General features: G+C 69.3%; 29 protein-coding genes. 12 read left to right on the top strand and 17 right to left on the bottom strand.

Features of this window, described 5'->3' with window-relative positions; all coding sequences use genetic code 11:
• The first annotated feature begins 153 nt into the window (after positions 1-153).
• On the top strand, positions 154-1737 hold the full coding sequence (locus OG707_RS07090) for a TROVE domain-containing protein (protein WP_329115516.1): 1584 nt from the start codon (positions 154-156) through the stop codon (positions 1735-1737).
• Between the two features lie 61 nt (positions 1738-1798).
• Positions 1799-2029 carry a CarD family transcriptional regulator gene (locus OG707_RS07085; RefSeq protein WP_164267523.1) on the top strand — a complete coding sequence of 77 codons (231 nt, stop codon included), beginning with the start codon at positions 1799-1801 and terminating at the stop codon, positions 2027-2029.
• 1 nt (position 2030) lies between these two features.
• On the opposite strand, the gene OG707_RS07080 is transcribed toward OG707_RS07085, so the two are convergent.
• Entirely contained in the window at positions 2031-3461 is a 1431-nt protein-coding gene (locus OG707_RS07080; protein ID WP_329115512.1) for an MFS transporter, read from the bottom strand.
• Positions 3462-3593: 132 nt separating this feature from the next.
• On the opposite strand from OG707_RS07080, the gene OG707_RS07075 reads away from it, so the two are divergent.
• Complete coding sequence (locus OG707_RS07075) at positions 3594-4157, top strand: TetR/AcrR family transcriptional regulator (RefSeq protein WP_329115510.1); 564 nt, start codon at positions 3594-3596, stop codon at positions 4155-4157.
• A gap of 30 nt (positions 4158-4187) precedes the next feature.
• Entirely contained in the window at positions 4188-4406 is a 219-nt protein-coding gene (locus OG707_RS07070; RefSeq protein WP_329115508.1) for a DUF6011 domain-containing protein, read from the top strand.
• On the opposite strand, the gene OG707_RS07065 is transcribed toward OG707_RS07070, so the two are convergent.
• Genes OG707_RS07065 through OG707_RS07055 form a run of 3 tightly spaced genes read right to left on the bottom strand, consistent with a single transcriptional unit; the run spans position 4403 to position 6223 of the window.
• Positions 4403-4561, bottom strand: coding sequence for a hypothetical protein (locus OG707_RS07065; RefSeq protein WP_329115506.1), 159 nt, complete (start codon positions 4559-4561; stop codon positions 4403-4405). The two genes, OG707_RS07070 and OG707_RS07065, sit on opposite strands and share 4 nt — an antisense overlap.
• A 57-nt stretch (positions 4562-4618) precedes the next feature.
• Positions 4619-5584, bottom strand: a complete 966-nt coding sequence (locus tag OG707_RS07060) for an aldo/keto reductase (RefSeq protein ID WP_329115504.1) — start codon at positions 5582-5584, stop codon at positions 4619-4621.
• A 33-nt stretch (positions 5585-5617) separates the two neighbouring features.
• Positions 5618-6223: a winged helix-turn-helix transcriptional regulator gene (locus tag OG707_RS07055; RefSeq protein ID WP_329115502.1), complete on the bottom strand. Its 606-nt coding sequence runs from the start codon at positions 6221-6223 to the stop codon at positions 5618-5620.
• 88 nt (positions 6224-6311) lie between these two features.
• Between OG707_RS07055 and OG707_RS07050 the strand changes: the two genes are divergently transcribed.
• Positions 6312-7523, top strand: coding sequence for a pyridoxal phosphate-dependent aminotransferase (locus tag OG707_RS07050; RefSeq protein WP_329115499.1), 1212 nt, complete (start codon positions 6312-6314; stop codon positions 7521-7523).
• Here the strand turns inward: OG707_RS07050 and OG707_RS07045 are convergent, their stop codons facing one another.
• A complete protein-coding gene (locus OG707_RS07045) occupies positions 7524-9374 on the bottom strand; it encodes an FHA domain-containing protein (protein ID WP_329115497.1) in 1851 nt (616 codons plus the stop codon).
• A gap of 167 nt (positions 9375-9541) precedes the next feature.
• On the opposite strand from OG707_RS07045, the gene OG707_RS07040 reads away from it, so the two are divergent.
• On the top strand, positions 9542-10276 hold the full coding sequence (locus OG707_RS07040; RefSeq protein ID WP_329115495.1) for a class I SAM-dependent methyltransferase: 735 nt from the start codon (positions 9542-9544) through the stop codon (positions 10274-10276).
• Between the two features lie 166 nt (positions 10277-10442).
• Here the strand turns inward: OG707_RS07040 and OG707_RS07035 are convergent, their stop codons facing one another.
• Positions 10443-10862, bottom strand: a complete 420-nt coding sequence (locus tag OG707_RS07035; RefSeq protein ID WP_329115494.1) for an SRPBCC family protein — start codon at positions 10860-10862, stop codon at positions 10443-10445.
• Positions 10859-11173 carry an ArsR/SmtB family transcription factor gene (locus tag OG707_RS07030; RefSeq protein ID WP_329115491.1) on the bottom strand — a complete coding sequence of 105 codons (315 nt, stop codon included), beginning with the start codon at positions 11171-11173 and terminating at the stop codon, positions 10859-10861. Before OG707_RS07030 ends, OG707_RS07035 begins: the two co-directional genes overlap by 4 nt.
• A 163-nt stretch (positions 11174-11336) precedes the next feature.
• Between OG707_RS07030 and OG707_RS07025 the strand changes: the two genes are divergently transcribed.
• Entirely contained in the window at positions 11337-13022 is a 1686-nt protein-coding gene (locus OG707_RS07025) for a VanW family protein (RefSeq protein WP_329115489.1), read from the top strand.
• 15 nt (positions 13023-13037) lie between these two features.
• On the opposite strand, the gene OG707_RS07020 is transcribed toward OG707_RS07025, so the two are convergent.
• From OG707_RS07020 to OG707_RS07005, 4 genes are all read right to left on the bottom strand, one after another.
• Positions 13038-13358, bottom strand: a complete 321-nt coding sequence (locus tag OG707_RS07020) for a hypothetical protein (RefSeq protein WP_329115487.1) — start codon at positions 13356-13358, stop codon at positions 13038-13040.
• Positions 13359-13463: 105 nt separating this feature from the next.
• Entirely contained in the window at positions 13464-13664 is a 201-nt protein-coding gene (locus tag OG707_RS07015) for a CsbD family protein (protein WP_329115485.1), read from the bottom strand.
• Between the two features lie 99 nt (positions 13665-13763).
• Complete coding sequence (locus tag OG707_RS07010) at positions 13764-14651, bottom strand: alpha/beta fold hydrolase (protein ID WP_329127645.1); 888 nt, start codon at positions 14649-14651, stop codon at positions 13764-13766.
• 49 nt (positions 14652-14700) lie between these two features.
• A complete protein-coding gene (locus tag OG707_RS07005; protein ID WP_329115483.1) occupies positions 14701-14985 on the bottom strand; it encodes a barstar family protein in 285 nt (94 codons plus the stop codon).
• A 62-nt stretch (positions 14986-15047) separates the two neighbouring features.
• On the opposite strand from OG707_RS07005, the gene OG707_RS07000 reads away from it, so the two are divergent.
• On the top strand, positions 15048-15710 hold the full coding sequence (locus tag OG707_RS07000) for an HAD family hydrolase (protein WP_329115481.1): 663 nt from the start codon (positions 15048-15050) through the stop codon (positions 15708-15710).
• On the opposite strand, the gene OG707_RS06995 is transcribed toward OG707_RS07000, so the two are convergent.
• A complete protein-coding gene (locus OG707_RS06995) occupies positions 15691-16947 on the bottom strand; it encodes a transcriptional regulator (RefSeq protein ID WP_329115479.1) in 1257 nt (418 codons plus the stop codon). The two genes, OG707_RS07000 and OG707_RS06995, sit on opposite strands and share 20 nt — an antisense overlap.
• 188 nt (positions 16948-17135) lie before the next feature.
• Between OG707_RS06995 and OG707_RS06990 the strand changes: the two genes are divergently transcribed.
• Positions 17136-17522 (top strand): hypothetical protein, encoded by a 387-nt coding sequence (locus OG707_RS06990; protein ID WP_329115477.1) that lies wholly within the window; start codon positions 17136-17138, stop codon positions 17520-17522.
• Entirely contained in the window at positions 17519-17779 is a 261-nt protein-coding gene (locus OG707_RS06985) for a DUF7848 domain-containing protein (RefSeq protein ID WP_329115476.1), read from the top strand. The genes OG707_RS06990 and OG707_RS06985 overlap by 4 nt, the downstream gene beginning before the upstream one ends.
• A gap of 173 nt (positions 17780-17952) precedes the next feature.
• Here the strand turns inward: OG707_RS06985 and OG707_RS06980 are convergent, their stop codons facing one another.
• The 4 genes from OG707_RS06980 to OG707_RS06965 all read right to left on the bottom strand — a co-directional run bounded on the left by OG707_RS06980 (position 17953) and on the right by OG707_RS06965 (position 20623).
• Positions 17953-18099: a hypothetical protein gene (locus tag OG707_RS06980; protein WP_329115474.1), complete on the bottom strand. Its 147-nt coding sequence runs from the start codon at positions 18097-18099 to the stop codon at positions 17953-17955.
• Positions 18100-18318: 219 nt separating this feature from the next.
• Complete coding sequence (locus OG707_RS06975) at positions 18319-19530, bottom strand: TerD family protein (RefSeq protein ID WP_329115472.1); 1212 nt, start codon at positions 19528-19530, stop codon at positions 18319-18321.
• A gap of 42 nt (positions 19531-19572) precedes the next feature.
• Positions 19573-19794, bottom strand: a complete 222-nt coding sequence (locus tag OG707_RS06970; RefSeq protein WP_329115471.1) for a hypothetical protein — start codon at positions 19792-19794, stop codon at positions 19573-19575.
• A gap of 19 nt (positions 19795-19813) precedes the next feature.
• A complete protein-coding gene (locus tag OG707_RS06965; protein ID WP_329115468.1) occupies positions 19814-20623 on the bottom strand; it encodes an NAD-dependent epimerase/dehydratase family protein in 810 nt (269 codons plus the stop codon).
• 255 nt (positions 20624-20878) lie between these two features.
• On the opposite strand from OG707_RS06965, the gene OG707_RS06960 reads away from it, so the two are divergent.
• Positions 20879-21817 (top strand): 5-dehydro-4-deoxyglucarate dehydratase, encoded by a 939-nt coding sequence (locus tag OG707_RS06960; protein ID WP_329115467.1) that lies wholly within the window; start codon positions 20879-20881, stop codon positions 21815-21817.
• Positions 21814-22974: a hypothetical protein gene (locus tag OG707_RS06955; RefSeq protein WP_329115465.1), complete on the top strand. Its 1161-nt coding sequence runs from the start codon at positions 21814-21816 to the stop codon at positions 22972-22974. Before OG707_RS06960 ends, OG707_RS06955 begins: the two co-directional genes overlap by 4 nt.
• On the opposite strand, the gene OG707_RS06950 is transcribed toward OG707_RS06955, so the two are convergent.
• The gene (locus tag OG707_RS06950) at positions 22917-23750 is read right to left on the bottom strand and encodes a helix-turn-helix transcriptional regulator (RefSeq protein WP_443071276.1); all 834 of its coding nucleotides are present in this window, start codon (positions 23748-23750) and stop codon (positions 22917-22919) included. The genes OG707_RS06955 and OG707_RS06950 overlap by 58 nt on opposite strands.
• Positions 23751-23796: the final 46 nt, after the last annotated feature.

Here is a 23796-nt window from a genome sequence, read left to right as displayed (position 1 = left end):
CGGTCACGGGTTCGAGTCCCGTCGCCGGCATTCGCGCCGGTGTAGCTCAGGGGTTAGAGCACCTTGTCGGTTCCGCCGACCTCGATCTCTGGACACCCAGTTTTTCATGAACCTCCCGATGCTTCGATCTCGGGAGGCACGGGGGGAATCCACATGACGCGCTACAACACCCGTGCGGCCCGCGCCGCCGGTCCCACCTCGCCCGTGCTCACCACCGGGCAGACCGTCCGCACCCACCAGGGCGGCCGCGGCCACGTCCGCGACGCACGCTCCGAGCTCTTCCTTCTCTCGGTCGCCAACTTCGTTTCCCAGCAGACCTTTTACGAGTCCGCAGGCACCCGCGACGACCGCTTCACCGCGCTCGTTCACCAGCTCGCCGTCGAGGACCCCGCGTGGACCGCAGGCCTGCTCGGCTGGCTGCGCGGCGACGGCAACATGCGGACGGCTGCCCTCGTCGGCGCCGCCGAATACGTACGGGCGCGCCTCGCCGCCGGAGCCGAGGACGGCCCGTCCAACCGGCAGGTCGTCGCCTCCGTGCTGCTGCGCCCCGACGAGCCCGGCGAGCTCCTCGCGTACTGGACCGCCACCCACGGACGCGCCGTCCCCAAGCCCGTCAAGCGCGGCCTCGCGGACGCCGTCCAGCGCCTCTACAGCGGCAAGGCGCTCCTGAAGTACGACACCGCCTCCAAGGGCTACCGCTTCGGCGACGTCCTCAACCTGGTGCACGCCTCGCCCGACCCCGCCAAGCCCTGGCAGGGCGAGCTGTTCCGGTACGCCCTCGACCGCCGGCACCACCCCGACACCGCGCTCCCGCCCGCCTCGAACCGGACCCTGACCGCCCACGCGGCGCTCATGGCGATCCCGGTCACGGAGCGTCGCGACGTCGTCACCGCGCCCGACGGGGCTTCCCGTCTCGCCGCCGCGGGGATGACGTGGGAGTCCCTCGCGGGCTGGCTGCAGGGGCCGATGGACGCGGCCGCCTGGGGGGCGGTCATCCCGTCCATGGGGGCCATGGCTCTTGTCCGTAATCTCCGCAATTTCGACGAGGCCGGAGTCTCCGACACCGTCGCCGCGCAGGTCGCAGCCAAGATCTCCGACCCGGAAGTGGTCGCGAAGTCGCGGCAGTTCCCCTTCCGCTATCTCGCCGCGTATCAGCACGCTCCGTCACTGCGCTGGGCCTATCCGCTGGAGCAGGCACTCCGGCACTCGCTCGGCAATGTGCCGGCGCTGGCGGGCCGCACCCTGATCCTGGTCGACCGCTCCGGCTCGATGTGGTCCCCGCTGTCGGACCGTTCGCAGCTCAACCGGGCCGATGCCGCGGCGATTTTCGGCACCGCGATGGCGATCCGGGCGCGCGCCGCTGACCTGGTGGAGTTCGGTACGAGCAGTGCGCCCGTGAAGTACCGGAAGGGGGAATCCGTCCTCAATGTCCTCAAGCGTTTCGGTGACCTCGGCGGCACCAACACCGCCGAGGCCGTTCGCAAGCACTACCGAAACCACGACCGAGTCCTGATTGTTACGGACGAGCAGGCGGCATGGAGTCACCACGGAGATGTGGCCTCCGGCGTACCCGCGAACGTGCCCGTCTACACCTGGAACCTGGCGGGCTACCGGGCCGGTCACGCCCCGTCGGGCAAGGCCGGACGGCATGTCTTCGGGGGTCTGACGGACAGCGCTTTCCGCATGGTCCAGCTGCTGGAGTCGGGGCGTGACGCGCACTGGCCCTGGGTCCGCTGATCAAGGTTCCGCGGAAGGACGGACATGGCGTGAGGGGTCCGGTGGGCGCATACTGAGAGCAATGACTAAGTCAGCCGGATCCCGGCGCCACCTGCCCTCCAGTCCCTTCAACCGCCCGGCCCAAGCAGCCGCACCCATCGAGATCTTCGATGTGGGGGACCGGGTTTCGCATGACCAGTTCGGACTCGGTCGAGTCATTGGAATCGAGGGCGACAACGACGCCGTGCTCATCGATTTCTCCGGGCGTCAGGGGAGGATCCTCAGCCCCTACGCCAAGCTGACCAAGCTCTGATTCAGTTACGGACCGTTCGCCTGCCCTTGATCGCGAGGGCGGCGACCGGAACCGTGCAGAGCGTGATCAGCGTGCCCGCCAGGAAAGCACTGGTCGCGCCGTGCGTCAGTACGGCCTCGGGCGAACCGGTGGCATGCCGCGTCGCAGCCCCGTAGACCGTCACCTGCACCGAGAGCCCCAGCGTCCCGCCGAGCCACTGCAGCGTCTGCAGCAGGCCCGAGGCGGAGCCCGCGTCCCGCGTGCCCACCCCCGCGAGGATCGTCGCGTTGAGCGGCATGAAGCTCATCCCCACCCCGAGTCCCAGCAGCGCCATGGGACCGAGCAGCCCGGCCGCGTAGCTCCCGGTCGGGCTCAGTTGTGTCAGCCAGAGCGCGGAGCCCGAGATCAGCAGGGCGCCGGTGACCAGGACGGGCTTGGGGCCGTAGCGCTGCAGCAGGCGCGGTACGAAGCGCAGCACGGTGAACATCGCCAGGGTCAGCGGCAGGAACGACACGCCCGCCCGCAGGGGTCCGTATCCCAGGACTTTCTGGATGTACTGGGTGAGGTAGAAGAAGGCGCCGAACATCCCCGCCGGAATCAGCAGGACGTTGATGTACGCGGCCGCGCGGTTGCGGTTCGCGAAGAGGCGCAGGGGTGCGATGGGCTGGGCGGCGCGGTTCTCCACGTACGTGAAGAGGACCAGCAGCGCGAGGGCCGCGGTGAACGCGACCAGGCCCCCGCTGTCGCTCCAGCCGCCGTCGGAGACGCGGATGAAGCCGTAGACGAGCGCGGTCATGCCTGCGGTGCCGGTGAGGGCGCCCGCGACGTCGAAATGTCCGGTATGGCGCGGGGGTTCCCTGACGAGGCGGGGGAGTGAGAGGGCGACGGCCGCGCCGATCGGGACGTTGATCAGCAGGGCCCAGCGCCAGGAGGCCCAGGAGGTGAGCATGCCGCCGACGACCAGGCCGAGCGAGGCGCCGATGCTGGCCATCGAGGTGTAGATCGAGAGCGCGTGGTTGCGCTTGGGGCCCTCGGCGAAGTTGGTGGTGATCAGGGCGAGCGTGGAGGGCGCGATGAGCGCGGAGCCGACGCCCTGGAGGGCGCGGGCGGCGAGCAGCCAGCCCGAGTCGGTGGCGAGGCCGCCGAGGAGGGAGGCGAGGGCGAAGAGGGCGGCGCCGGCGGTGAGGGTGCGGCGGCGGCCCGCGATGTCGCCGACGCGGCTGCCGAGCAGCAGTAATCCGCCGAAGGTGAGGGTGTAGGCGTTGAGGACCCAGGAGAGCCCGGACGGGCTGAAGCGGAGGTCATGCTGGATGTCGGGCAGCGCTACATTGACCACAGTCGAATCGACGCCGACCATGAGATAGGCGGTGACGATGACGGCGAGGACGACTCCGGGCCGCTGCAGGGGTCCTTCGGATGTCTGCGGTGGTGAGGCGACGGACGAGGTGGACATCTTCAACTCCCGGTCTGAGGGCAGCACTTACTGCCCGCGAGGAAAGCGGGGACTGTCTCCGTTTAATACTCGACAAGATACGGAGACAGTCCCCGCTTCGCAAGGAGTGCCAGGAGTATGAGGAGTTCGCCGATGCCCAAGCCGATGCGTGCCGATGCGCGCCGCAACTACGACCGCCTGCTGGAAGTGGCCTCGGTCGCCTTCGCCGAGCGCGGTGCGGACGCCTCGCTCGACGACATCGCCAAGCGTGCGGGCGTCGGATCCGGCACGCTCTACCGGCACTTCCCGACGCGGCGCGATCTGCTCGAAGCGGTCTACCTCGAAAGCATCGACGAACTCACCGACCGGGCTGTGAAGTTCACTGTGTCCGAACAGCCGGCGGGTGAGGCGCTGGTCGAGTGGCTCCAGCTGCTCGCCGAGCAGATGATCCGGCTCAGCGGCCTCAAGGCGCTGCTCGGCGAGGCGATGACCGACGGCAGCTCGCCGGTGATCTCGGTCTGCAGCGGCCGCCTGAAAAGCGCGGCGTCCGACCTGCTGGCCGACGCGCAGAAGGCCGGCGCGGTACGGGCCGACCTGGAGCCCACCGAACTCCTCCGCCTCACGCATGCGGTGGCCACCGCGACGGAGCTCGGGGCGGGGGCGCCGCAGGAGATCGGCCGCTATCTCACCCTGATGCTGGAGGGGATCAACGGCTAGTCGGGAGATCCCTTGAGTCACACTGGCGGGGTGACCCAGGATTCCGAACCCCTGCCCGATTCCGCACCGGAGGGCGTACGCCGCCCGGTGCGGTGCCGTATGTGCGGCCGCCCCCTGAAGGGAAAGGCCTCGCGGAAGACGGGACTGGGCCCCGCGTGCGACGCGAAACTGCATCCGGGGGCGGGGCCGGAGATCAGGACCCGGCGCCACGAGGTGACACAGGATCCCTTGCCGGGGGTGGAAGGCTAGGCTGCGGGCTCGATGCCGCTCGCACGGATCGCCGCCGCCCACTCGACCAGCAGGACCTCGTAGTCCTCGGCCGGCCATTCGCCGTCCGCCGACTGGGCGTCGACGAACCGCCGGATGGCGTCGTTCGCCTCGGAGGCGGAAGGGGTGGTGGGCATACGAACAAGGTTACGGCCTGCCACGGACAGTTAACCCCATTCGGGGCGTGGGATCCGTCACGCGTTCGTGGCGCAACCCAAACGCTCGAACACCGCATCCTCCAAACGGAGTTCAAGAGAGCCCAGACTCTCCTCCAGCTGCGTCACACTGCTCGCTCCGACCACAGGGAGCACGGCGGGCGCACCCCGCATCAGCCACGCCATCACCACCTGGTTGACGGTCGCGCCCAGCTCCCCGGCCACCTCGCGCAGCAGGGCGAGGCGCGCGGCCGAGTCAGGGTGGTCGTACTCGGCGGGGATCGCCTTCGCCGGGTTGGCGTACGCGCCGCCGAGCTGGGGCGAGTAGGCGATCAGCGTCAGATCCGGCTCGTTGCGTACGTAGTCGAGCAGCTCGTCGGTGGCGAACGGATTGGCGCCGCCGTCCGCGCCGGGCCGCGGCCGCAGATAGGTCAGCCGCTGCTGGATCGCGCTGTACGGCGTCGCCCCGAGCTCGCGTGCGGCCGCCTGCGACTTCTCGATCCGCCAGGTCGCCAGATTGCTGCAGCCCAGCGCCCGTACCTTCCCCGCGTCGACCAACTCCCCGAAGGCGCCCATGGTTTCGGCCACCGGGGTCCGCCGGTCATCGATGTGCGCGTAGTACAGGTCGATGCGGTCGGTGCCCAGCCTCCGCAGGCTCGCCTCGGCCTGCTTGCGGATCACCGGCGCGGAGAGCCCCTCCGCGTTCCCCGGCCACTCGTCCACGGGGCCGGTCGCGAGCCCGCCGACCTTCGTGGCCAGGACGACCCGGTCGCGCACCCCGCGACTGGCGAGCCACCGCCCCAGCAGCCGCTCGCTCTCGCCCCCGTCGGCGCCGTCCACCCAGAACGCGTAGCAGTCCGCCGTGTCGATGAAGGTGCCGCCCGCCTCCAGGAAGCGGTCCAGAACCGCGAACGAGGTCTTCTCGTCCACCCAGGTCCCGAACCCCATCGCCCCCAGGCAGAGCCCGCTGACCTTCCCCGCCCCGCCGATCACTCGCTGCTGCATGTCCCGCACCCCTCCGACAAGTGGCCCTGTTGGCTACGTGTCGGAGTCTGCACGTTCGTGTGCACGCGAAGGCAACAGGAACTTCTCGGCGGGGAGTTCACCGTCGACGACGGCGAGGCATGCGGCGGCGTCCATCGCCAGGACGGCGTCGGGGGCCACGGGTGCGGGGCCGTCGCCGTACAGGGGCTCGCCGTCTCCGATGCGTACGTGGAAGACGCCCTCGTCGAGCCGTACCTCCACCACGCCCTCGGCGACCCCCTCCAGCCTGCGCGCCAGCGGCACCGCGAACCAGTGCGCCCGCACCGCGTCCGTGGGCCGCCGCTCGGCCAGCGCGGGCGCGCCCCACTCCGCCAGGGCGGTCAGTACGGGCAGCAACTCCCGCCCCCGTGCGGTCAGTTCGTAGACGAATGCCGATGCCGGGGCCGGAAGCTTCCGCCGCGTCGAGAGCCCCTCGCGCTCCATGTCCTTCAGCCGCGAGGCCAGTACGTCCGTGCTGACGCCCGGCAGATCGGCGTGCAGGTCGGTGTAGCGGCGCGGGCCGGCCAGGAGCTCGCGGACGATCAGCAGGGTCCAGCGGTCTCCGACGGCATCGAGAGCCCGGGCGGCGGCGCAGTACTGGTCGTAGCTTCGGCGTGACATGGCACGCAGTCTAAACAAGAAGTTGGACTTTCCAAGCTCGGACTTGGTAAAACCAAGTGACGCAAGTGAGACCTGGGAGGGCCACGGCATGGAGTTCCGCCAGTCGAGCAAGTTGAGCGAGGTCTGCTACGAGATCCGCGGCCCGGTGATCGAGCACGCGAACGCGCTGGAGGAGGCGGGCCACAGCGTCCTGCGCCTCAACACCGGCAACCCCGCGCTCTTCGGCTTCGAGGCGCCTGAGGAGATCGTCCAGGACATGATCCGGATGCTCCCGCAGGCCCACGGCTACACCGACTCCCGCGGCATCCTCTCGGCCCGCCGTGCGGTCGTCCAGCGCTACCAGGCGATCGGTCTCACCGACGTCACCGTCGACGACGTCTTCCTCGGCAACGGTGTCTCCGAGCTGATCTCCATGGCGATGCAGGCCCTGATCGAGGACGGCGACGAAGTCCTCATCCCCGCCCCGGACTTCCCGCTCTGGACGGCCGTGACGACCCTCGCCGGCGGCAAGGCGGTCCACTACCTCTGCGACGAGCAGGCGGAGTGGTACCCGGACCTCGACGACATGGCGTCGAAGATCACCGACCGCACCAAGGCCATGGTGATCATCAACCCCAACAACCCCACCGGCGCCGTCTATCCGCGCGAGATCGTCGAGGGCATGCTCGACCTGGCGCGCCGCCACGGCCTGATGGTCTTCGCCGACGAGATCTACGACCAGATCCTCTACGACGACGCCGTCCACCACAGCGCCGCGGCCCTCGCCCCCGACCTGGTGGTCCTCACCTTCTGCGGCCTCTCCAAGACGTACCGCGTGGCCGGATTCCGCTCGGGCTGGCTGCTGATCACGGGTCCCAAGCAGCACGCGAAGAGCTACGTGGAGGGCCTGACGATGCTCGCCTCCATGCGCCTGTGCGCCAACGCCCCCGCGCAGTACGCCATCCAGGCCGCGCTCGGCGGCCGCCAGTCGATCCACGAACTCACCGCGCCGGGCGGCCGGTTGCACGAGCAGCGCAATACGGCGTGGGAGAAACTGAACGAGATCCCCGGCGTCTCCTGCGTCAAGCCGAAGGGCTCGCTGTACGCCTTCCCGCGGCTCGACCCCAAGGTGCACAAGATCCACGACGACGAGAAGTTCGTCCTGGACCTGCTGCTGCGGGAGAAGATCCAGGTGGTCCAGGGGACGGGCTTCAACTGGCCCACCCCGGACCACTTCCGGATCCTCACGCTCCCGTACGCGGACGACCTGGACGCGGCGATCAGCCGCATCGGCCGCTTCCTGAACGGCTACCGGCAGTAGTCAGGCAGCCACCTGCTCCGGCTCCTGCACCCGCTCCTGCGGATAGAAGATGTCGATGTCGACCTCTTCGCCGCCGACGATCTGGGTGTCCCAGGGGCCGCTCCGGCGGAGCGTGTAGAGCGTTTCGCTGCGCAGGGTCTCCAGGTGCGCCTGGAGCCGTTCGTCGTCGGGCAGTCCGGGGAGTCGAGGAGCCAACCGGTCGCGGATGGAGCGGAGTTGCTCCATCAGCGCTTCGATGTCGGCCTCCCGGTCGAGGGTCCGTTCCGCGGCCTCGGCGATGCTCTGCCCGATCTTCTCCTTGATGGCCTGGGTCTCGCCGTTCTCGTCCGTGGTGATCATCGAGTTCCAGGCGCGGCTCTTGTGCCGGTACTGGAGCATCGACATGGCCGCCTCGTGCCGTACGAAGTCCGCGTCACGGAACGGCTTTCCGCGCCACATCCCGCTGAGGGAGCGGGCGAGCGAAATGGCCGACCCCAGACCGCTGTTGAGGCCACGCCCCGGCCAGAAGTGGATCGCGTTGGCGGCATCGCCGAGCAGGAAGCCGTACGTCCCGGGGCCGGCGGCCGTGGCGGGGTACAGCCGCGCGGTGAACCGGGGTCGCTGCACCATGTCCAGGCGGAAGGCGGTGACCGCGGACAGATCGCCCTCGGCCACGCCGAACAGGGCCAGCCCCTCGCGCACCCGCTTCCACAGCGCCGACCCCTTGATGAGCGCGGGCAGGAACAGCGTGCTGTGGGTGTCGCAGAGGAAGTCCCCGTCCTCGCTGCGGTTCATCACACAGGGGCGGGAGGCGATGCACTCCTCGAAGACCTGCTTGACGGGGTCGATGCCGACGACTTCGCGCGCCTCGCTGTCGGTGAGCCGCATGTTGAGGAAGCCCTCGCCGCGCAGGGAGTTGAGCAGGAAGCGGTTCTGCGCGACGGTCAGCAGCACGGACATGGGATCGGGGAGCGAGGACTTCACCCGCAGCCCCAGTACGACGTCCTGGAGGTGCTCGCCTTCCAGAGAGTAGATCGAAGGATCGGCCTGCCCGAACTTCTCGGCGAAGTGCTCCCTGGTCCGCGAACGCCCGCCCTCACAGATGGCGAGGACGTGCCCCGCGGCTGCGACGGCCCGGTGCGCCACGGGGTCGAACCGCTCGGAGATGAGCCGGATGCGGTCCCGCTTCTCATTGGCGAGCTCGAGCAGCGCGTCCTCGACGTAGGCGATCCGTATGTTGCGCGGATTGTGCCCGCGGACGGAGTCGGGACCGGCGGGCCACATCTCGCTGTAGCTGTCCTCCCGGAAGAGCCGCTGCTGAACCTCTTCCGGCAGCCCCAGGTACTGCCTGCTCTGCACGGTGACGACCTGCTGGCGCCGGACGTTGCCCTGCTTCTCGTCCTTCCAGACGACCTGATCGCCGTCCCGGGTCCACCGCCCGTCGTACACGGTGACGCAGACGCCCGCCCCCAGCAGCGATTCAAGATGCAGAGCGAAGGCGAGCCCGACGGGCCCGCCGCCCGAGACGGTCACCCGGAGCACGGGAGCCTGGACCTCGGCGGGCGGCGGGGTGAGCATCTCCAGTACGGAGAGATCCATGATCGTCTCCAGCGGATCGGCCGCCTCGAAGGAGAAGGTCTCCTCGCCGATCGTGAACAGATCGCCGGGCTGCAGGACGCGCGAGGTCACGCGCTCGCCGTTCACCTCGGTCCCGTTGACGCTCCCCATGTCGTACAGGACGAACCCGTGCCCTTCACGCCGCACCTCGGCATGCAGCCGCGAGGCGCTCACATCGGAGAGCACGATGCTGTTCGCGCTCCTGCGGCCGAAGGTGAGCGGCCGGCTCCCGATGGCGAACTTCCTTCCAGCCATGGCACCTTGACGACCGACGATCTCTGGAGGCATGTGTCCTCTCCCGTCCCCACGTGTCTTGTCCGACGAACGCCTGTACGGGTGTACGGACCGGGGCGGGCGAGCGTTCAGCGACTCAAGAATTCCTTGGCGCGGCTGGGAGTTGGGCAGATAGCGTCCCGGTCTCGATGGCTGAAACCTGGGACACCATCGCCGACTGGTACGCGGAACGACTCCGTGCCGCATCCGCTCTGCACGACTTCGCGCGCGACAACCTCCTCGACCGTCTTCCCCCTGAACTCACGGGAGTTCGGGTCCTGGACGTCGGTTGCGGCGAGGGAATCCTCACGCGCGCGCTCGCCCTGCGCGGGGCGTCCGTCAGCGGCATCGACCCGGCGCCGCGGATGATCGCCCACGCCCGGGCCGCCGAGACGGACACCGCGACCGGGGCGACGTACACCCTGGATGACGGATGCACGCTGTCGACGGTCGCTGCGGGCTCCGTTGACTGGGTCACCGCAGGTCTCGCGCTGAACAACGTGCCCGATCTGGCGGCTGCCCTGGCCGCTGCCCGCCGCGTGCTGGTGCCGGGCGGGCGGCTCGTGTTCATCATTCCGCACCCGTGCTTCGAGGCGCCGAGAGCGAGCTGGGTCCGGGGCGAGGCGGGGCGTGAACACCGTCTGGTGGGCGACTACTTGGCTGAGGGGTTCTGGCGTTCCGACAATCCCGAGGGCGCGCGCCGTGCAGGGAACCAGCACCGGACGCTGTCCACGTACGTCGCCGAACTGATCGCCCACGGCTTCACGATCGAGGTGCTGGCGGAACCCGCTCCTGATGGCGCGGTCGCTGCAGAACAGCCGCGCCGTGCCTCCCTTCCGCCCTTCCTGCTCGTCCAGGCGCGGGCTTCCGACCGACGCGAATAATGGCGCGACTGCGGAGTGGCTTCACGGTTACGGTGAGCGTGCATCGGGGTGCCCGGTGCGACGGCAACGGATACTTCTTGGAGCTGCCACTTCCTTCGGGCGGGGCGGCATTGAAGAGACGAGCTCTACTCCCGTTGCCGACCTGATCTCGGGCACCACCTCACCGCTAGGAGCCCGCCGCGGCCAGGACGGCTTCGACTCGCTTCAGGATGCCGGGCCAGCCTCGGCCCATGCCCTCGAGTGCGGACTTACCCAGGGGGGAGTCGAGGTCGAACCCCGCGTGCTCGAGGAACAGGCGCGTGCCAGTGCCCTCGGGGCGGAGCTCCCAGGTGATGGTGGAGTCCAGCGTGCCGGGCGCGAAGCTGTAGCGGAGCAATTTCTCGGGCTCCACGGCGAGCACCTCGCACCCCTGATGCCCCCAGGCCCCCATGTCGAGCGTGAAGCTATGCCCCACGACGGGCCGCACGTCCCCGGCCGCCCACCACTTCGCATGCAGCTCCGGATCGGTCAGGACCTTCCAGACCGCGGCCGGGGGATGGGCGATGAACTGGTCGCAGTGGATCGCGGCCGGGTCGGTGGTGCTCATGGGTTCTCCTCGTCGATCAGGTCGCTCAGCGCGCTCATCCGGGTGCGCCAGTAGTGCTCGAAGGGATGCAGCCACGCGCCGACTTCCGCCAGTGGAGCTGCTTCCAGGTGGTAGAAGCGATGCCGCCCTCGCGGCTCCTCGCGCACCAGCCGGGCGTTCTTGAGCACGGCCAGGTGCTCGGAGACCGCAGGCCGGCTCAGCGCGAACTCCCCGGCGAGATCACCCGCCGCGCGCGGACCGTCCTGGAGCGACTCCAGCAGCCTGCGGCGTACGGGATTGGCCAGCGCACTGAACACGTCTACTGCTGCCATGACCCTCACTATGCGTCGGAAACTTCCGACGTGTCAACTTTCTCCGACGCTTCACGGTGCCCGAGAGGAGTGGTGTGATTGCTCACTGTTGACCGTTATTGCCCCATTCTGAGTGTTCTTGCTACGGTCTCCTGACCCCGTCCAGACCTTCCCAGGGAGACCCATGCGCCGAATACATCCCGCCGCAGCCGCCGGTGGTGCGGTGGCAGTAGGCGCAGGCGGTCTCTATCTCGCTGGGCTCCTCCTCGCCGGTGACGGCATAGCCGACGGCACCCAGGTACGCGGCGTGGACATCGGCGGGCTCAGCCTCGCCGACGCCCGCGACAAGCTGGAGAAGGAGCACGGCGCCGCCGCGTCCGAGCCGCTCCAGGTGAGCGTCGGAGGCCGTACGGCCGAGATCGACCCCGCCGAGGCAGGACTCCGCTTCGACGCGCGCCAGACCGCCGAGCAGGCCGCCCGGCCCAGCAGCGCGAACCCCGTGACCGTGATCGGGAACCTCTTCGGCTCCGGCAGCGACACCGAACCGGTCGTCCGCTACGACGAGGCCAAGGCCCGCACCGCCCTGCAGGAGCTGGCCGACAAGTACAACCAGAAGGTTCGCGACGGCGGAGTCACCTTCAAGGCAGGCCAGGCCAAGGAGGTCGAGGCCCGCAGCGGCCAGGCGCTCGACGTCGACAGCGCGGTCAAGACCCTGCGCACGTCGTACCTCAACGCGGACAAGGCGGCCGACCTCCCCACCAAGGAGACCAAGCCCACCATCTCCGCCGACGAGGCGCAGCGCGCCCTGCGCGAGTTCGGGAAGCCCGCGATGTCGGCCCCGGTCACGCTGGACGCCGGCGGCCGGCAGATCGTCATCAGCCCGGAGATCCTCGGCAAGCACCTCACCATGGCTCCCGACGCCGCAGGCCGTCTGCAGCCCAAGCTGGACGCGAAGGCGCTCCTCGCCGACCCCGCCGCACCGCTCGCCCAGATCTCCGCGAAGGCCACCAACGCCAAGCTGAGCCTCGACGGCGACAAGGCCGTGGTCGTCGCCGACGGCAGTGCGGGCCGAGAGATCACCTCCAAGGCCCTCGGCAAGGCGGTACTGCCCGCACTGACCAAGGCCGGTGCCACAGCCCGCACGACCACGGTGGCGACCGAGAAGACCGAGCCGACCGTCACCCGCGAGAACGCCGCGCAGCTCGGCCTGAAGGAGAAGATGTCCTCCTTCACGGTCAACTTCGAGCAGGCTCCGTACCGTACGACCAACATCGGCCGCGCCGCCGAACTCATCAACGGCTCCGTCGTGAAGCCCGGCGAGACGTGGAGCTACAACAAGACGGTCGGCGAACGCACCAAGGCCAACGGTTTCGTCGACGGCACGATGATCCTCGACGGCCAGTACGCGAAGGCTCCCGGCGGCGGGGTCTCGGCCGTGGCGACGACCATGTTCAACGCGATGTTCTTCGCGGGCGTCAAGCCCGTCGAGTACGGCGCGCACTCCTTCTACATCGAGCGCTACCCCGAGGGCCGCGAGGCCACTGTCGCCTGGGGCAGCCTGGACCTGAAGTTCAAGAACGACTCGGGCAACGCGATCTATGTGCAGGCCGGCGCGACCGACACCTCGGTGACGATCAGCTTCATCGGCACGAAGAAGTACGACGCGATCGAATCGGAGAAGGGCCCGCGCACCAACATCAAGCAGCCCGCGGAGCGCACCGGTTCGACCGCACAGTGCGAGCCGCAGTCCCCGGCCGAGGGCTTCGACGTCACGGTCCAGCGGATCTTCAAGCAGGGCGGCGAAGAAGTGAAGCGGGAGCCGTTCCACACGCACTACACGCCGCGCGACCAGGTCACTTGCGACTCCTAGGTTCCGGCCTGTGCTTCATCCCGAGGCGTCGATACCGGTGATGGCCGCTTCGCCGAGGGGGGCGTCCTGTTCGCTGAAGCCAGCCACCCGCAGGGCGTCGGCCGCGATACGGCGCGCCTCGTTCTCAGCGCCCGCCGTGTCGTCGGCCTCCACCTCCAGGCGGAGGCTGAACGTCTTGGTGCCGCTGTAGAGCGTGAGAAGGTCCAGGTCCTCCGACTCGCCGAAGGACGTCGTCTGCGGATCGGCCGGCCGCAGCCTGCTCAGGAGCGTCTGGCGCGCGGCCGGGGTGAGGTCGGCGAGGAACGTACCGGGGATCGTCACGACGAAGGTGGTCATGGTGGCAGAGGGTGCCCTGTTTCGGCCCGACAATGCCCGAGTTCACCCGACAGGACGGCGGGCCCCACGGACGTACGTCCATGAGGCCCGCCCGCCGTGCGGTGGCTAGTCCTTCTTCTTGTCGCCCGTCAGCGAGTCCTTGGCGCCCGCAAGGGTGTCCTTGGCACTCTCGACCAGGTTCTTGGCCTTGCCCTTCACCTGGTCGGTCTTGCCCTCGCCGGCCATGCGGTCGTCGCCCGTGGCCTTGCCGACCGCTTCCTTCGCCTTGCCCTTGAGCTGGTCGAAGGTTCCGTTGTCGTCGCCCATCGCTGCGCCTTTCGTCTACGGCCCCCGCTACACGGTGCCGCAGATGACAGGGGCGCGCACCTGGAGGCACCTGGGCGGCGGTCCAGACAGGGGCTCGGTTCACGATCGGCGGCCCATTTCGGCACCTGGCGTATCCACCGTGCCTTGCACGAATCGCCGTAGGTGCGCACGCACGGCGTCGGGCTGCTCCAGCCAGGGCTCGTGCCCAGCGCCCTCGATTCGTGTCAGAGGAAGAGCGAGCCGTAGCGCGAGTGATTCAAGAGCCGACACAGGGCGGGGATCGTCGGCCCCGCCGAGGAGCTCAGTCCGTGCGGGCAGGCACGTGCGCAGCTCGGCAAGGTGTCCATCGAGCGGGTCCGCACGTCTTTCCTTGCCAAGTTCGTCGTTCATGGCCCAGTTGATGGGACGACGCCGCCGGGCACCCTGCGCGGCCCAGTGCCACCCGCGTTCGGGATCGGCATGGTCGGTGAACCAGGCCAGCGTGAGCAACTCGACTTCCTGTTCCTCTGTGCGGCGCGGCAACTCTTCCAACTCGCGGAGCCGCTTCTGTTGACCTGCGGACATGCGGTGGTCACGTTCTGCTCGGTCCCCGGTACGCCAATCGCCAACGAACGGCCCGCACATCAGCAGCATCGCGGCAACCCGGTCAGCGTGCGCCAGGCAGAATCGGCTCGCCAGATCGGTGCCGTAGGAATGCCCGATCAGAATGGCTTTGGGCACGTTCCATGCGTCGAGCAGATCGGCGAGATCGTCGGCATGCCGGGCGAAGGAATGGCAGCCCTGCCACAGGGATCGGCCTGTGCCACGCTGGTCGTACCGGTACACGGACGCGAGGTCCGCGACCATCAGGGCGACATCGCCCAGATAGTCCGGCAGACCCGGACCGCCATGGAGCATGACCACGGGCATCTGCCGAGTCGTGTCCCCGAGCGCCGTCCAATGCAGCTGCGCCCCGTCGGTCATCGATGCGAGGCCCTGCGTCTCCATCAAGGTCACCGCGGAGAACCTATCGGTGTCACTGAGGCTCCGCCAGAGGTCACAGATGCCTTCCCTGCACGTACTCGACGAGCAGATCGGGGCGGTAGCGGTTGCGGTAGTTGTCCAGTTGACGCCGGAGCATCCGACCCCCGCTCGGAACGTGTTCCAGGAGCGAGTCCCAGCCGAGGAAACGCACATGACCGGGGATCTCAACCAGGCCGGTGACGGCATCCCAGAACGCGTCCCAGTTCCCGCCGTAGAAGGACGGAAAGTCGAACTCCCGCTGCAGCAGGCCGTGCAGTTCGTCTTCCGAGACGACAGAGGAGACGTCGATGGTCAGCATGACTGCTCACCCTAGAGCTGGGACACCAACAGCCGTAGTGCCATGGCAATACGATGCCCACCATGATTCATGCGGTCGTATTCGACGTCGGTGAGTGCCTCGTAGATGAGACGAGGGAGTACGGCACCTGGGCCGACTGGCTCGGCGTGCCCCGCCACACCTTCGCCGCGATGTTCGGCGCCGTCATCGCCCAGGGCCGCGACTACCGCGACACCTTCCAGGAGTTCAGGCCCGGCTTCGACCTCTACGAGCAGCGGGAAGCGCGCGCCGCGGCTGGGCAACCCGAGCACTTTGACGAGACCGACCTCTACCCCGACGTCCGCCCCGCCCTCGCGCAACTGCGGGCCGACGGTCTGTGGCTGGGCATTGCCGGTAATCAGACCGTGCGCGCCGGCGGCATCCTGCGTCGGCTCTTCACCGACGAAGTCGATCTGATCGGCACCTCTGACGACTGGGGCGCCAGCAAACCCGACCCTGAGTTCTTTGTCCGAGTCGCCGACGCCGTGCCGTTCGAGCCTGCGGAGATCCTCTACGTCGGTGACCGTGTCGACAACGACCTGCGCCCCGCCACGGCCGCCGGAATGCCGACCGCGCTCATTCGCCGGGGTCCGTGGGCGACGATCCAGTGGAACACCGCGGAAGCCCGCGAGCTCCCCACCTTCCGGGTGGTGTCGCTCATTGAACTCCCGGAGCAGATCGCCAAGTTCAACGCGCGAGCGCACTGACCGTCGTACCCCAGCCGTACAGCCGGTCGTCGAGGTCGCGCACGCACTGTTCGTGCTGGTGCGGGGTGAGCGAACGTCGGACCTCGCGGACCCGGTCCATGCCCGTTGCGTACCAGGTGATCGCCAGTTGGTCGAGCGCCAGGAGCGCGTACCGGCAGGCCTCCTCAGGGTTTGATGTGGCCGCCTCGACGGCCGCCAAGTCGCCGTAGATCACGGTGCGTTGCTTGTCGGACTCCGGACCGAGTTCATCGAGGACCTGGAGGAGCGTGGTGCGGGCCTGCGGGAAGTGGCCTGCGCGCAGTTGGGTGTTGCCCTTGAACGCGGCCAGTCGTACGGGCGAGAACCAGTCCATCCACACCGGGTTTTCGTGTTCGCCGCCTGCCGCGAGGATGTCCTCGCCGTGCCCGATCAGATGCAGGGCCGTCCTCGTGTTTCCGCACCGCGTTTCGCACTCCGCTTCGACCGCGTCCAGCCACGCCCACAACTCGGCGCTTGCGCTGCCGCGGCGGGCGTAGGTGCGGGCGGCGACCATCCGTTCCGCCGCTCTGTCCCGTTCACCTGCCCAACCGGGGATGAATGCCGTGTGCGCGAGGATCGCGCTTCCCAGCAGTGCGTCGTCGGCCTCGCCCGCTGCTTGCAGGGCGCGAAGCCAGGTTTCCTGCGCGCGATCCGGCTCGCGGAGGTCGAAGAACTCGATGCGTCCGGCAAGGAGGTAGGTCTCGGCCAGGGAAGCAGCGAGAAGGCTGCGGGTGGCCCCTGCGGTCTCCGGCAGCAGCGCGCAGCCGAGCGTGGCGTGTGCGAGCGCCGCAGGGTGGAGGGTGGCCGGAGCGACCGACCAGTACAGACGCCGGTGCGAGCACGTCACCGCCTCGAAGTCCGAGGCGACCGAGGCGGGTTGCCTGGCCGCGACGGCTTGAGACGGAACTGTGGCGAGGCCGACGGCCGCGATGGCAGCCGTGGCGACGAAGCGGCGGCGTATCGGGTCGGGGCGCTGTCCGTCTCTGCCGTCGGGTGCGGTGAACCCTAGGGCCTCGATGTCCTGGCTGAGCAGCTGGGTGAGAACTACCTGGCAATCCGGGTGCGGCCAGGGCGGGTTGGTGGATTCCCAGCGACGTACCTGCCGCACTCCCACGGACAAGCCCTGCGCGGTCATCGCCGTGGCCAGCGCCTGCTGTGAGTTGTAACCGGCCGCCATGCGTGCGGCCTTGAGCTTGATGTTGCCCGCGAGTCGAGGCACGCGTCACCTCCGGTGTCGTTGAACGTCCAGTGTCGTCAAAAGTCCGCTCACTGGCTACACATCACCCGAAAGGTCTTATACAGGTCCGCAGTTGGGCACAGAAAAGCCCTGTGGAAGTCCTCGAAAAGGCCGCGCGTGGGAGTCAAGCTGACTCCAGCAGCTGACGGCACCCCGAGGAGTCCATCGCCATGACGACACGTACCGGTCCGCAGTACTCCGGCCGCTGCGGCTTACTGCCCGCAGGTGCCGACTGGGACGCGATCCGCGTTCCCCGCACCATCGGTCTCACCACGCTGGAGATCCTGGGATCCCGCTCGGGCGCCGTCGTCGACGACGCCCGTGAGCCCGCCCTGTACTGGTTCGTGGCCCCCGGCACGGCCGCCGGGTGGGAAGTCGAGCAGACGCACCCTCTCGGTGTGGGCGACTACCTCGCAGTTCCGCCTCCGCGCCGAGTGAAGGGCCCCGGCCCTTGCTGGCGAATTAGTCCCGGAGACAGGTCCTGGTTCACCGACGCCGACGACCTGCGTGCCGCTGTCGAGGACGCCCTGAACCCCGGGACGGAGCGCACCGCATGAGCCCCCGCAGCGTCATCAAGCACGCGGACTGGATGCTCGGAGCCGACCTCGGCGACGGTGTGTCTCCGCCCATCCGCGAGATCGAGTGCACCAGCTGCTCGGAGCGCTCAGAGGCGTCCACCACTCAGCTCGGCCCTGACAGTTGGGCGCTTCGTCACGCCGGAGGAACTCGGCACACCGGCTTCCGGGAGATCGTCACAGCGTTCATCCGCGCGACCCCTGCCCCCGGCAACCCGCTGCACAGGGAGGAGGCGTGAGTGCTCCCGTGCGGAGGTGAAGGCGAGTCCGGCTTTTTCATGGTGACCAGTTCCCCTGTGGCCTGGTCGGTGACACGGCGATCGGCGAGTGGGGACTGGAGCACCACGCTGATGTGGCCGACCCTGAGGTAGTTCGGGCAGGCTTCGCCCTTCTTCTGCCGTGTGATCACCGACTAGGCCAGGGAGACCGTGGTGCCGGTCTCGCGTGCGGTGAGGCTCCCGGTCTGGCAGCCGCCGAGCTCGATGACCGCGGTGACGGTTCGGTTGTCCGGCGCGAGGACAGCTGATTCTTGGGGGATGGCGCGCAGCCGGGTGGCCACCTTCTTGGGCCCGTCGTCCTCGCCCGCGCTTCCGCATGCGGTGAGCGTTAATGCGCCGCAGAGACTGAGTACCAGTAGCAGCGGACGGCGCACACGTTGGCTCATGCGGCTGGGACGGGACGTGGAAGGACTTGGTTCCGGACCGTGGTCCGTGGTTGGTACGCCGAAGGGCGGTCGCGGCAGCCAACTCCTGCCGCGACCGCCCTTCGCTGCAACCTGCTACAGCGCGCCTGCCGCCGGCTTGACCATGCCTCGGACCGTGCGGGACTTCACGAAGTCGCCTACCGCCGTCATCTCCCACTCGCCCGAGAACTGGCGGATGAGCTTTGCCATGATCACGCCCGTCTGGGCCTCCGTGTTCGTCAGGTCGAAGCGGACCAGTTCCTCGCCCGTCGCCGCGTCCAGCAGGCGGCAGTACGCCTTCGCCACCTCCGTGAACTTCTGGCCCGTGAAGGAGTTCACCGTGAAGACCAGGCCCGTCGCCTCCGCGGGGATGCGGCCCAGGTCGACCACGATCACCTCGTCGTCGCCCGCGCCCTCGCCCGTGAGGTTGTCGCCGGAGTGCTTGATGGCGCCGTTCAGGATCGAGAGCTTGCCGAAGTAGCAGCTGTCGAGGTGGTTGCGCTGGGGGCCGTACGCGATGACCGAGGCGTCCAGGTCGATGTCCTTGCCGCGGAACGCGGGCTCCCAGCCCAGGCCCATCTTGACCTGGGTGAGGAGGGGCTGGCCGCCCTTGACCAGCGAAACCGTCTGGTTCTTCTGGAGGTTCACCCGGCCCTTGTCCAGGTTGATCTTGCCCGAGGCGGCGGGGGCGGGCGGTGCCGGGGGCGCTGGAGGCGCCGGAGGTGCGGGGAGCGTTGCTGCCGGCACGGGCGGGGCCGTCTGCGGTACCGGGGGTGCCATCGGGGCCGGGGCCGCCGCGGGGGTCGGCTCCTCCACCGAGACGCCGAAGTCCGTGGCGATTCCGGCCAGGCCGTTCGCGTAACCCTGGCCGACCGCCCTGGCCTTCCATGCGCCGTTACGGAGGTACACCTCGACGATCACCAGCGCCGTCTCCGTGCCCAGCTGGGGCGGGGTGAACGTCGCGATCTGGGCGTTGTCGTCCGCCGACCTGATCGTGGCCGTGGGCTCGATGCCCTGGAAGGTCTGGCCTTCCGCGTCGGGGCTCGCGGTGACGACGATCTTCTCGATGCCCGGCGGGACCGCGGCCGTGTCGATCACGATCGCGTCGGGGGCCGCGCCGCCGCCGGAGCGGTAGGTGACACCGGGGCCCGTGGGCTGGTTGTAGAAGATGAAGTCGTCGTCGTTGCGCACCTTGCCGTCGGCGGTGAGCAGCAGGCCCGACACGTCGAGCCGCACCGGTGCCGACACGTCCACGGCGACGCGCGTGGTCGGGAGCGGGATGTTCGAGCCTGGGGTCATTGCGGTCATGCCGGGAACAACGAGCGGGTCGGCTTTACAGTTCCTTGAAGGTCAGCCGCGGTTTCTGGGGTGGTTGCGGGCCGTGCGCTCGTTGCCGTGTTTGTACGCGCCGGTCCACCGCGCCATCACCAGCTGGGCGTCCCCCGACTCCACCTCCGCCAGGAACTCCTCCGCCCGCGGGCCGCGCAGCGTGCCTGCCGCGCGGCCCTGGTGGGTGATCAGTACTGTGCCGTCGGCTCGCTGGGTGTAGGTGAATCCGTGGGGGCTCGGCATGACATGAAGGTAGCGGGAATCAGTACGGCCAGATCGGCGGGTCCGTGAGGAACGGGCCGCCGAGGTGGGTGTGGGCCGCGTTGGTGCGGTCGAGTTCGCCCTGTTCGGCGACGATCTTCTCGGCGAACTGCTCGGAGTCGTCCTGGGGTTCGTAGCCCAGCGCCTTCGCCGAGGTGAGGTCCCACCACAGGCGGGTGTTGGCGGAGGACCCGTAGACGACCGAGTGCTGTACGTCCTCGGCGGTCAGCGCGGCGTGGAAGAGGCGTGCGCCGTCGCCCGGGCTCATCCAGACCGAGAGCATCCGCACCGACGACGGCTCCATGAAGCAGGAGCCGATCCGCACCGAGACAGTCTCCTGGCCGTACTTGTCCCAGTAGAGCTGGGCGAGGTCCTCGCCGAAGCACTTGGAGAGGCCGTAGTACGTGTCCGGGCGGCGCGGGGTGTCGATCGGGATCAGCGGCTCGCCGTCGAGCGGGGCGTCGGTGTAGCCGACCGCGTGGTTGGACGAGGCGTTGATGATGCGCGCGACGCCCTCCTCGCGGGCCGCCTCGTAGAGGTTGTACGTGCCTTCGATGTTCGCCCTGAGGATTTTGTCGAAGGTCGATTCCAGCGAGATTCCGGCGAGGTGGATGATGGCGTCCACACCGCGGACCGCCTCGCGCAGCGCCGCCTTGTCGGCCAGGTCGGCGCAGATCGCGTCCGGCTCGCCCTCGATCGGGGTGACGTCGAAGAGCCGGAGCTCGTATCCGTACGCGGGAAGCAGCCCCCGCATCAGGGTGCCGAGGCCGCCGGCGGCTCCGGTGAGCAGGATGGTGCGGGGAGCGGGCATGGGCGGAACTCTCCTCGGTGACGCGCGACGGAATCTCGTAACAGAGTGGATGTGTCCATGGACGCTATTCACATCCATGGACAAACTAAGGAGCCCCACCGAGCCCCGTCAAGTGTCGCGCGGAGCAGCGGATTCCACCTCTGTCTCGGCGTTTCTCGTCTTGACCGGCCGTGTGCTGCTGGCTTAGCGTGGTCGCGTTCAAGAATATAAACACCGATCAGAACTGTGCACGACTGGATGCCCCAGGGAGCGCCCGTGTCCTCAGCCCTCGCCGGCCGTCTTGATGGCCTGCTGTTCTTTCCCGTCACCGCGTACGGGCCGGACGGCTCCATCGACCTCGACGCCTTCCGTGCGCATGTGAGGAGCGGAGTCGACGCCGGCGCGGCCGCGGTCTTCGCCTGCTGCGGCACCGGCGAGTTCCACGCGCTGACCCAGGCCGAGTTCGGCGCGCTCGTCGCGGCCGCCGTCGAGGAGGCTGCGGGCCGTGTGCCCGTCGTTGCCGGTGCGGGCTACGGTACGGCGCTCGCCGTCCAGTACGCCAAGACCGCGGAGGCCGCCGGGGCCGACGGACTGCTCGCCATGCCGCCCTACCTCGTCGTCGCCGACCAGGCCGGGCTGCTGCGCCACTACACCGAACTCGCCGGCGCCACGTCCCTGGACACCATCGTCTACCAGCGCGACAACGCTGTCTTCACCCCGGAGACCGTCGTCGCGCTCGCCCAGGTCGACGGCATCATCGGCCTCAAGGACGGTCACGGCGACCTCGATCTGATGCAGCGCATCGTGAGCGCCGTACGGACCGAGCTGCCCGGCCAGGAGTTCCTCTACTTCAACGGGCTGCCCACCGCCGAACTCACCGGCCTCGCCTACCGTTCCCTGGGCATCACCCTCTACTCCTCGGCCGTCTTCTGCTTCGCCCCCGACATCGCGCTCGCCTTCCACAAGGCGCTCAACTCCTACGACGACGACACGGTCAACGCCCTCCTGGACGGCTTCTACCGGCCGCTCGTCGAGCTGCGCAACCAGGGCCGCGGATACGCGGTCGCGCTCGTCAAGGCGGGTGTGCGGCTCGGCGGACTCGATGTCGGCGAGGTACGGCCGCCGCTGAGCGAGCCCACCGCCGCCCACGTCGAGCAGCTCGTCGCGATCATCGCGCGCGGGCGCGCCGTGCTCGGTTCGGGGGCCTCCGCATGAAGACCTCGGCCTTCGTCTACCCCTGGGACGTCGTCGGCGACCCGGATGCCGCCGCCCGCATCGCGGACCTCGGCGTCCAGCAGGTCACCCTCGCCTCCGCGTACCACTCCACGCGGGCCCTGACCCCGCGCCACCCCCGGCACCGGATCGTCACCGCCGAGCACGCCTCCGTCCTGTACCCCACGGACACCCGGTGGGAAGGGCGTGAGCTGAAGCCGTACGCGGCAGGCTCCTGGGCCCCCACCGCCGACCCGTACGGCGAGGCGGCCGCCGCCCTCGCCGACGCCGGGCTCGACGTGCACACCTGGGTCGTCCTGGCGCACAACTCCCGCCTGGGCGCCGAGCATCCGGCCACCTCCGTGGTCAACGCCTACGGCGACCGCTACCCCTGGGCCCCGTGCATCGCCCAGCCCGCCACCCGCGCCTACCTCGTCGACCTCGCGGCGGAGGCGGCCGTACGTCCCGGGGCGGGCGGCACCGAGTTGGAGTCGCTCGGCTGGTACGGACTCGCCCACCTGCACGCCCACGACAAGATCGCGGGCGTCGGTCTCGGGGACGCGGCCCAGTACCTGATGTCGCTCTGCTTCTGCGGATCCTGCACGGCCGGATACGAAGAACTGGGCGTCGCCGCCGACGACTTGAAGATCGCCGTCCGTTGCGCTCTCGCCCCCGCCTGGTCGGCCGGCAGCTCCGACGCCGGATGGCCCGCGATCGAGAAGCTGCTGGGCGCCGAGCTGGCCGCCGTCACGCTCGACTGGCGGACGCGGACAGCCCGTTCGCTCCAGGAGGAGGCCGTGGCGGCCGTCCGTACCGCCGCTGCCCCCGGCTTCCAGGTCCTGCTGCACGCGGACCCCGTCCCGTACCACTGCGGCGCCAACGCCGGGGTGGACGCGGCGCACATCCTGTCCGTCGCCGACGGCGTGGTCGTGCCCTGCGCGGGCGGCACGCAGATCCTCACCCCGTTCGCCGAGCACGCCACCGAGAGGACGGTCCTGGCGGCCAACTTCACGGTCGTCTCCGGCATGGGCGGCAGTCCTGGCACCCTCGCCGCCGACGCGGAACGCGCGGCGGAGCTCGGCGCTACTGAACTCCGGCTGTATCACGCGGGGTTGGCGTCCGAGTCGGACCTGGCGATCGTACGGTCGGCCCTGGCCTGACCTCCGGCAAGGAGCTGCAGGGCGGCCTGCGAAGGGGTGCCCGGATCGGCGAAGTACATCAGGACGCGCTGGCCGGAGTCCTCCGGAACCAGCAGGCTCTCGTACCGCAGTTCCAGTGTGCCGACCTCCGGGTGCCGGAAGCGTTTGACGCCCGCCCCATGGCCGGCCACCGCGTGCCGGGACCAGAGTGCGGCGAACTCGGGGCTGTTCAGCGAGAGCCGGCCGATCAGCCCGGCCAGCTCCGGGTCGCCCCGGTGGCGCCCCGCGACCACCCTGAGCGCCGCCACCGCGCACCGGGCCTCGTCGTGCCAGCGCTCGTACAAGTCCCGTGTGTGCGGGTCGAGGAAGAGCATCGTGGTGAGGTTCGGCCGGTCCGCGGGCCGGGAGGGCGCGGCGGCGTCGAGATGTCCGGCCAGGAGCAGATGCCCCAGGGAGTTCCAGGCCAGCACCTCGTGCCGTAGTCCCAGAACGACCGCGGGGGCCGCGGCGCCCACCGCGTCGAGCAGCAGCTTCACGCCCTGCCCGGCCCGGGCGGGCTTCGCCGCTCTGCGCGCCCGGGCCGACGGCGCGGGCCGGGCGAGGTCGTGCAGATGCGCTCGCTCGGCCTCGCTCAGGCCCAGCGCACGGGCCAGGCTCTCGATCACCGACTCCGACGCACGGGTGGACTGCCCCTGTTCGAGGCGGGTGTAGTACGTGGCGCTCACCCCGGCGAGCTGCGCCAGTTCCTCGCGGCGCAGGCCCGGCACCCGGCGCGTCCCGTACGAGGCGACGCCCACGTCCTCCGGCTTGATACGGCTGCGCCGGCTGCGGAGAAACTCGCCC

The sequence above is a fragment of the Streptomyces sp. NBC_01465 genome, assembly GCF_036227325.1.
Classification (GTDB): Bacteria; Actinomycetota; Actinomycetes; order Streptomycetales; family Streptomycetaceae; genus Streptomyces.
Note: the sequence above shows the minus strand (reverse complement) of the source record. Positions and strands in the feature narration are given on the sequence as shown.

What these genes read in the sequence shown, in the direction of transcription:
- OG707_RS06955 (WP_329115465.1), top strand. Translation starts at nt 21,814, where the DNA reads ATGAAGACCTCGGCCTTCGTCTACCCCTGGGACGTCGTCGGCGACCCG.
- OG707_RS07065 (WP_329115506.1), bottom strand. Translation starts at nt 4,561, where the DNA reads ATGCCCACCACCCCTTCCGCCTCCGAGGCGAACGACGCCATCCGGCGG.
- OG707_RS07040 (WP_329115495.1), top strand. Translation starts at nt 9,542, where the DNA reads ATGGCTGAAACCTGGGACACCATCGCCGACTGGTACGCGGAACGACTC.
- OG707_RS06975 (WP_329115472.1), bottom strand. Translation starts at nt 19,530, where the DNA reads ATGACCGCAATGACCCCAGGCTCGAACATCCCGCTCCCGACCACGCGC.
- OG707_RS06970 (WP_329115471.1), bottom strand. Translation starts at nt 19,794, where the DNA reads ATGCCGAGCCCCCACGGATTCACCTACACCCAGCGAGCCGACGGCACA.
- OG707_RS07075 (WP_329115510.1), top strand. Translation starts at nt 3,594, where the DNA reads ATGCCCAAGCCGATGCGTGCCGATGCGCGCCGCAACTACGACCGCCTG.
- OG707_RS07085 (WP_164267523.1), top strand. Translation starts at nt 1,799, where the DNA reads ATGACTAAGTCAGCCGGATCCCGGCGCCACCTGCCCTCCAGTCCCTTC.
- OG707_RS07020 (WP_329115487.1), bottom strand. Translation starts at nt 13,358, where the DNA reads ATGACCACCTTCGTCGTGACGATCCCCGGTACGTTCCTCGCCGACCTC.
- OG707_RS07080 (WP_329115512.1), bottom strand. Translation starts at nt 3,461, where the DNA reads ATGTCCACCTCGTCCGTCGCCTCACCACCGCAGACATCCGAAGGACCC.
- OG707_RS07060 (WP_329115504.1), bottom strand. Translation starts at nt 5,584, where the DNA reads ATGCAGCAGCGAGTGATCGGCGGGGCGGGGAAGGTCAGCGGGCTCTGC.
- OG707_RS06990 (WP_329115477.1), top strand. Translation starts at nt 17,136, where the DNA reads ATGACGACACGTACCGGTCCGCAGTACTCCGGCCGCTGCGGCTTACTG.
- OG707_RS07055 (WP_329115502.1), bottom strand. Translation starts at nt 6,223, where the DNA reads ATGTCACGCCGAAGCTACGACCAGTACTGCGCCGCCGCCCGGGCTCTC.
- OG707_RS06985 (WP_329115476.1), top strand. Translation starts at nt 17,519, where the DNA reads ATGAGCCCCCGCAGCGTCATCAAGCACGCGGACTGGATGCTCGGAGCC.
- OG707_RS07030 (WP_329115491.1), bottom strand. Translation starts at nt 11,173, where the DNA reads ATGGCAGCAGTAGACGTGTTCAGTGCGCTGGCCAATCCCGTACGCCGC.
- OG707_RS07045 (WP_329115497.1), bottom strand. Translation starts at nt 9,374, where the DNA reads ATGGCTGGAAGGAAGTTCGCCATCGGGAGCCGGCCGCTCACCTTCGGC.
- OG707_RS06965 (WP_329115468.1), bottom strand. Translation starts at nt 20,623, where the DNA reads ATGCCCGCTCCCCGCACCATCCTGCTCACCGGAGCCGCCGGCGGCCTC.
- OG707_RS07005 (WP_329115483.1), bottom strand. Translation starts at nt 14,985, where the DNA reads ATGCTGACCATCGACGTCTCCTCTGTCGTCTCGGAAGACGAACTGCAC.
- OG707_RS07000 (WP_329115481.1), top strand. Translation starts at nt 15,048, where the DNA reads ATGATTCATGCGGTCGTATTCGACGTCGGTGAGTGCCTCGTAGATGAG.
- OG707_RS07090 (WP_329115516.1), top strand. Translation starts at nt 154, where the DNA reads ATGACGCGCTACAACACCCGTGCGGCCCGCGCCGCCGGTCCCACCTCG.
- OG707_RS07050 (WP_329115499.1), top strand. Translation starts at nt 6,312, where the DNA reads ATGGAGTTCCGCCAGTCGAGCAAGTTGAGCGAGGTCTGCTACGAGATC.
- OG707_RS07035 (WP_329115494.1), bottom strand. Translation starts at nt 10,862, where the DNA reads ATGAGCACCACCGACCCGGCCGCGATCCACTGCGACCAGTTCATCGCC.
- OG707_RS07025 (WP_329115489.1), top strand. Translation starts at nt 11,337, where the DNA reads ATGCGCCGAATACATCCCGCCGCAGCCGCCGGTGGTGCGGTGGCAGTA.
- OG707_RS07015 (WP_329115485.1), bottom strand. Translation starts at nt 13,664, where the DNA reads ATGGGCGACGACAACGGAACCTTCGACCAGCTCAAGGGCAAGGCGAAG.
- OG707_RS07010 (WP_329127645.1), bottom strand. Translation starts at nt 14,651, where the DNA reads ATGGAGACGCAGGGCCTCGCATCGATGACCGACGGGGCGCAGCTGCAT.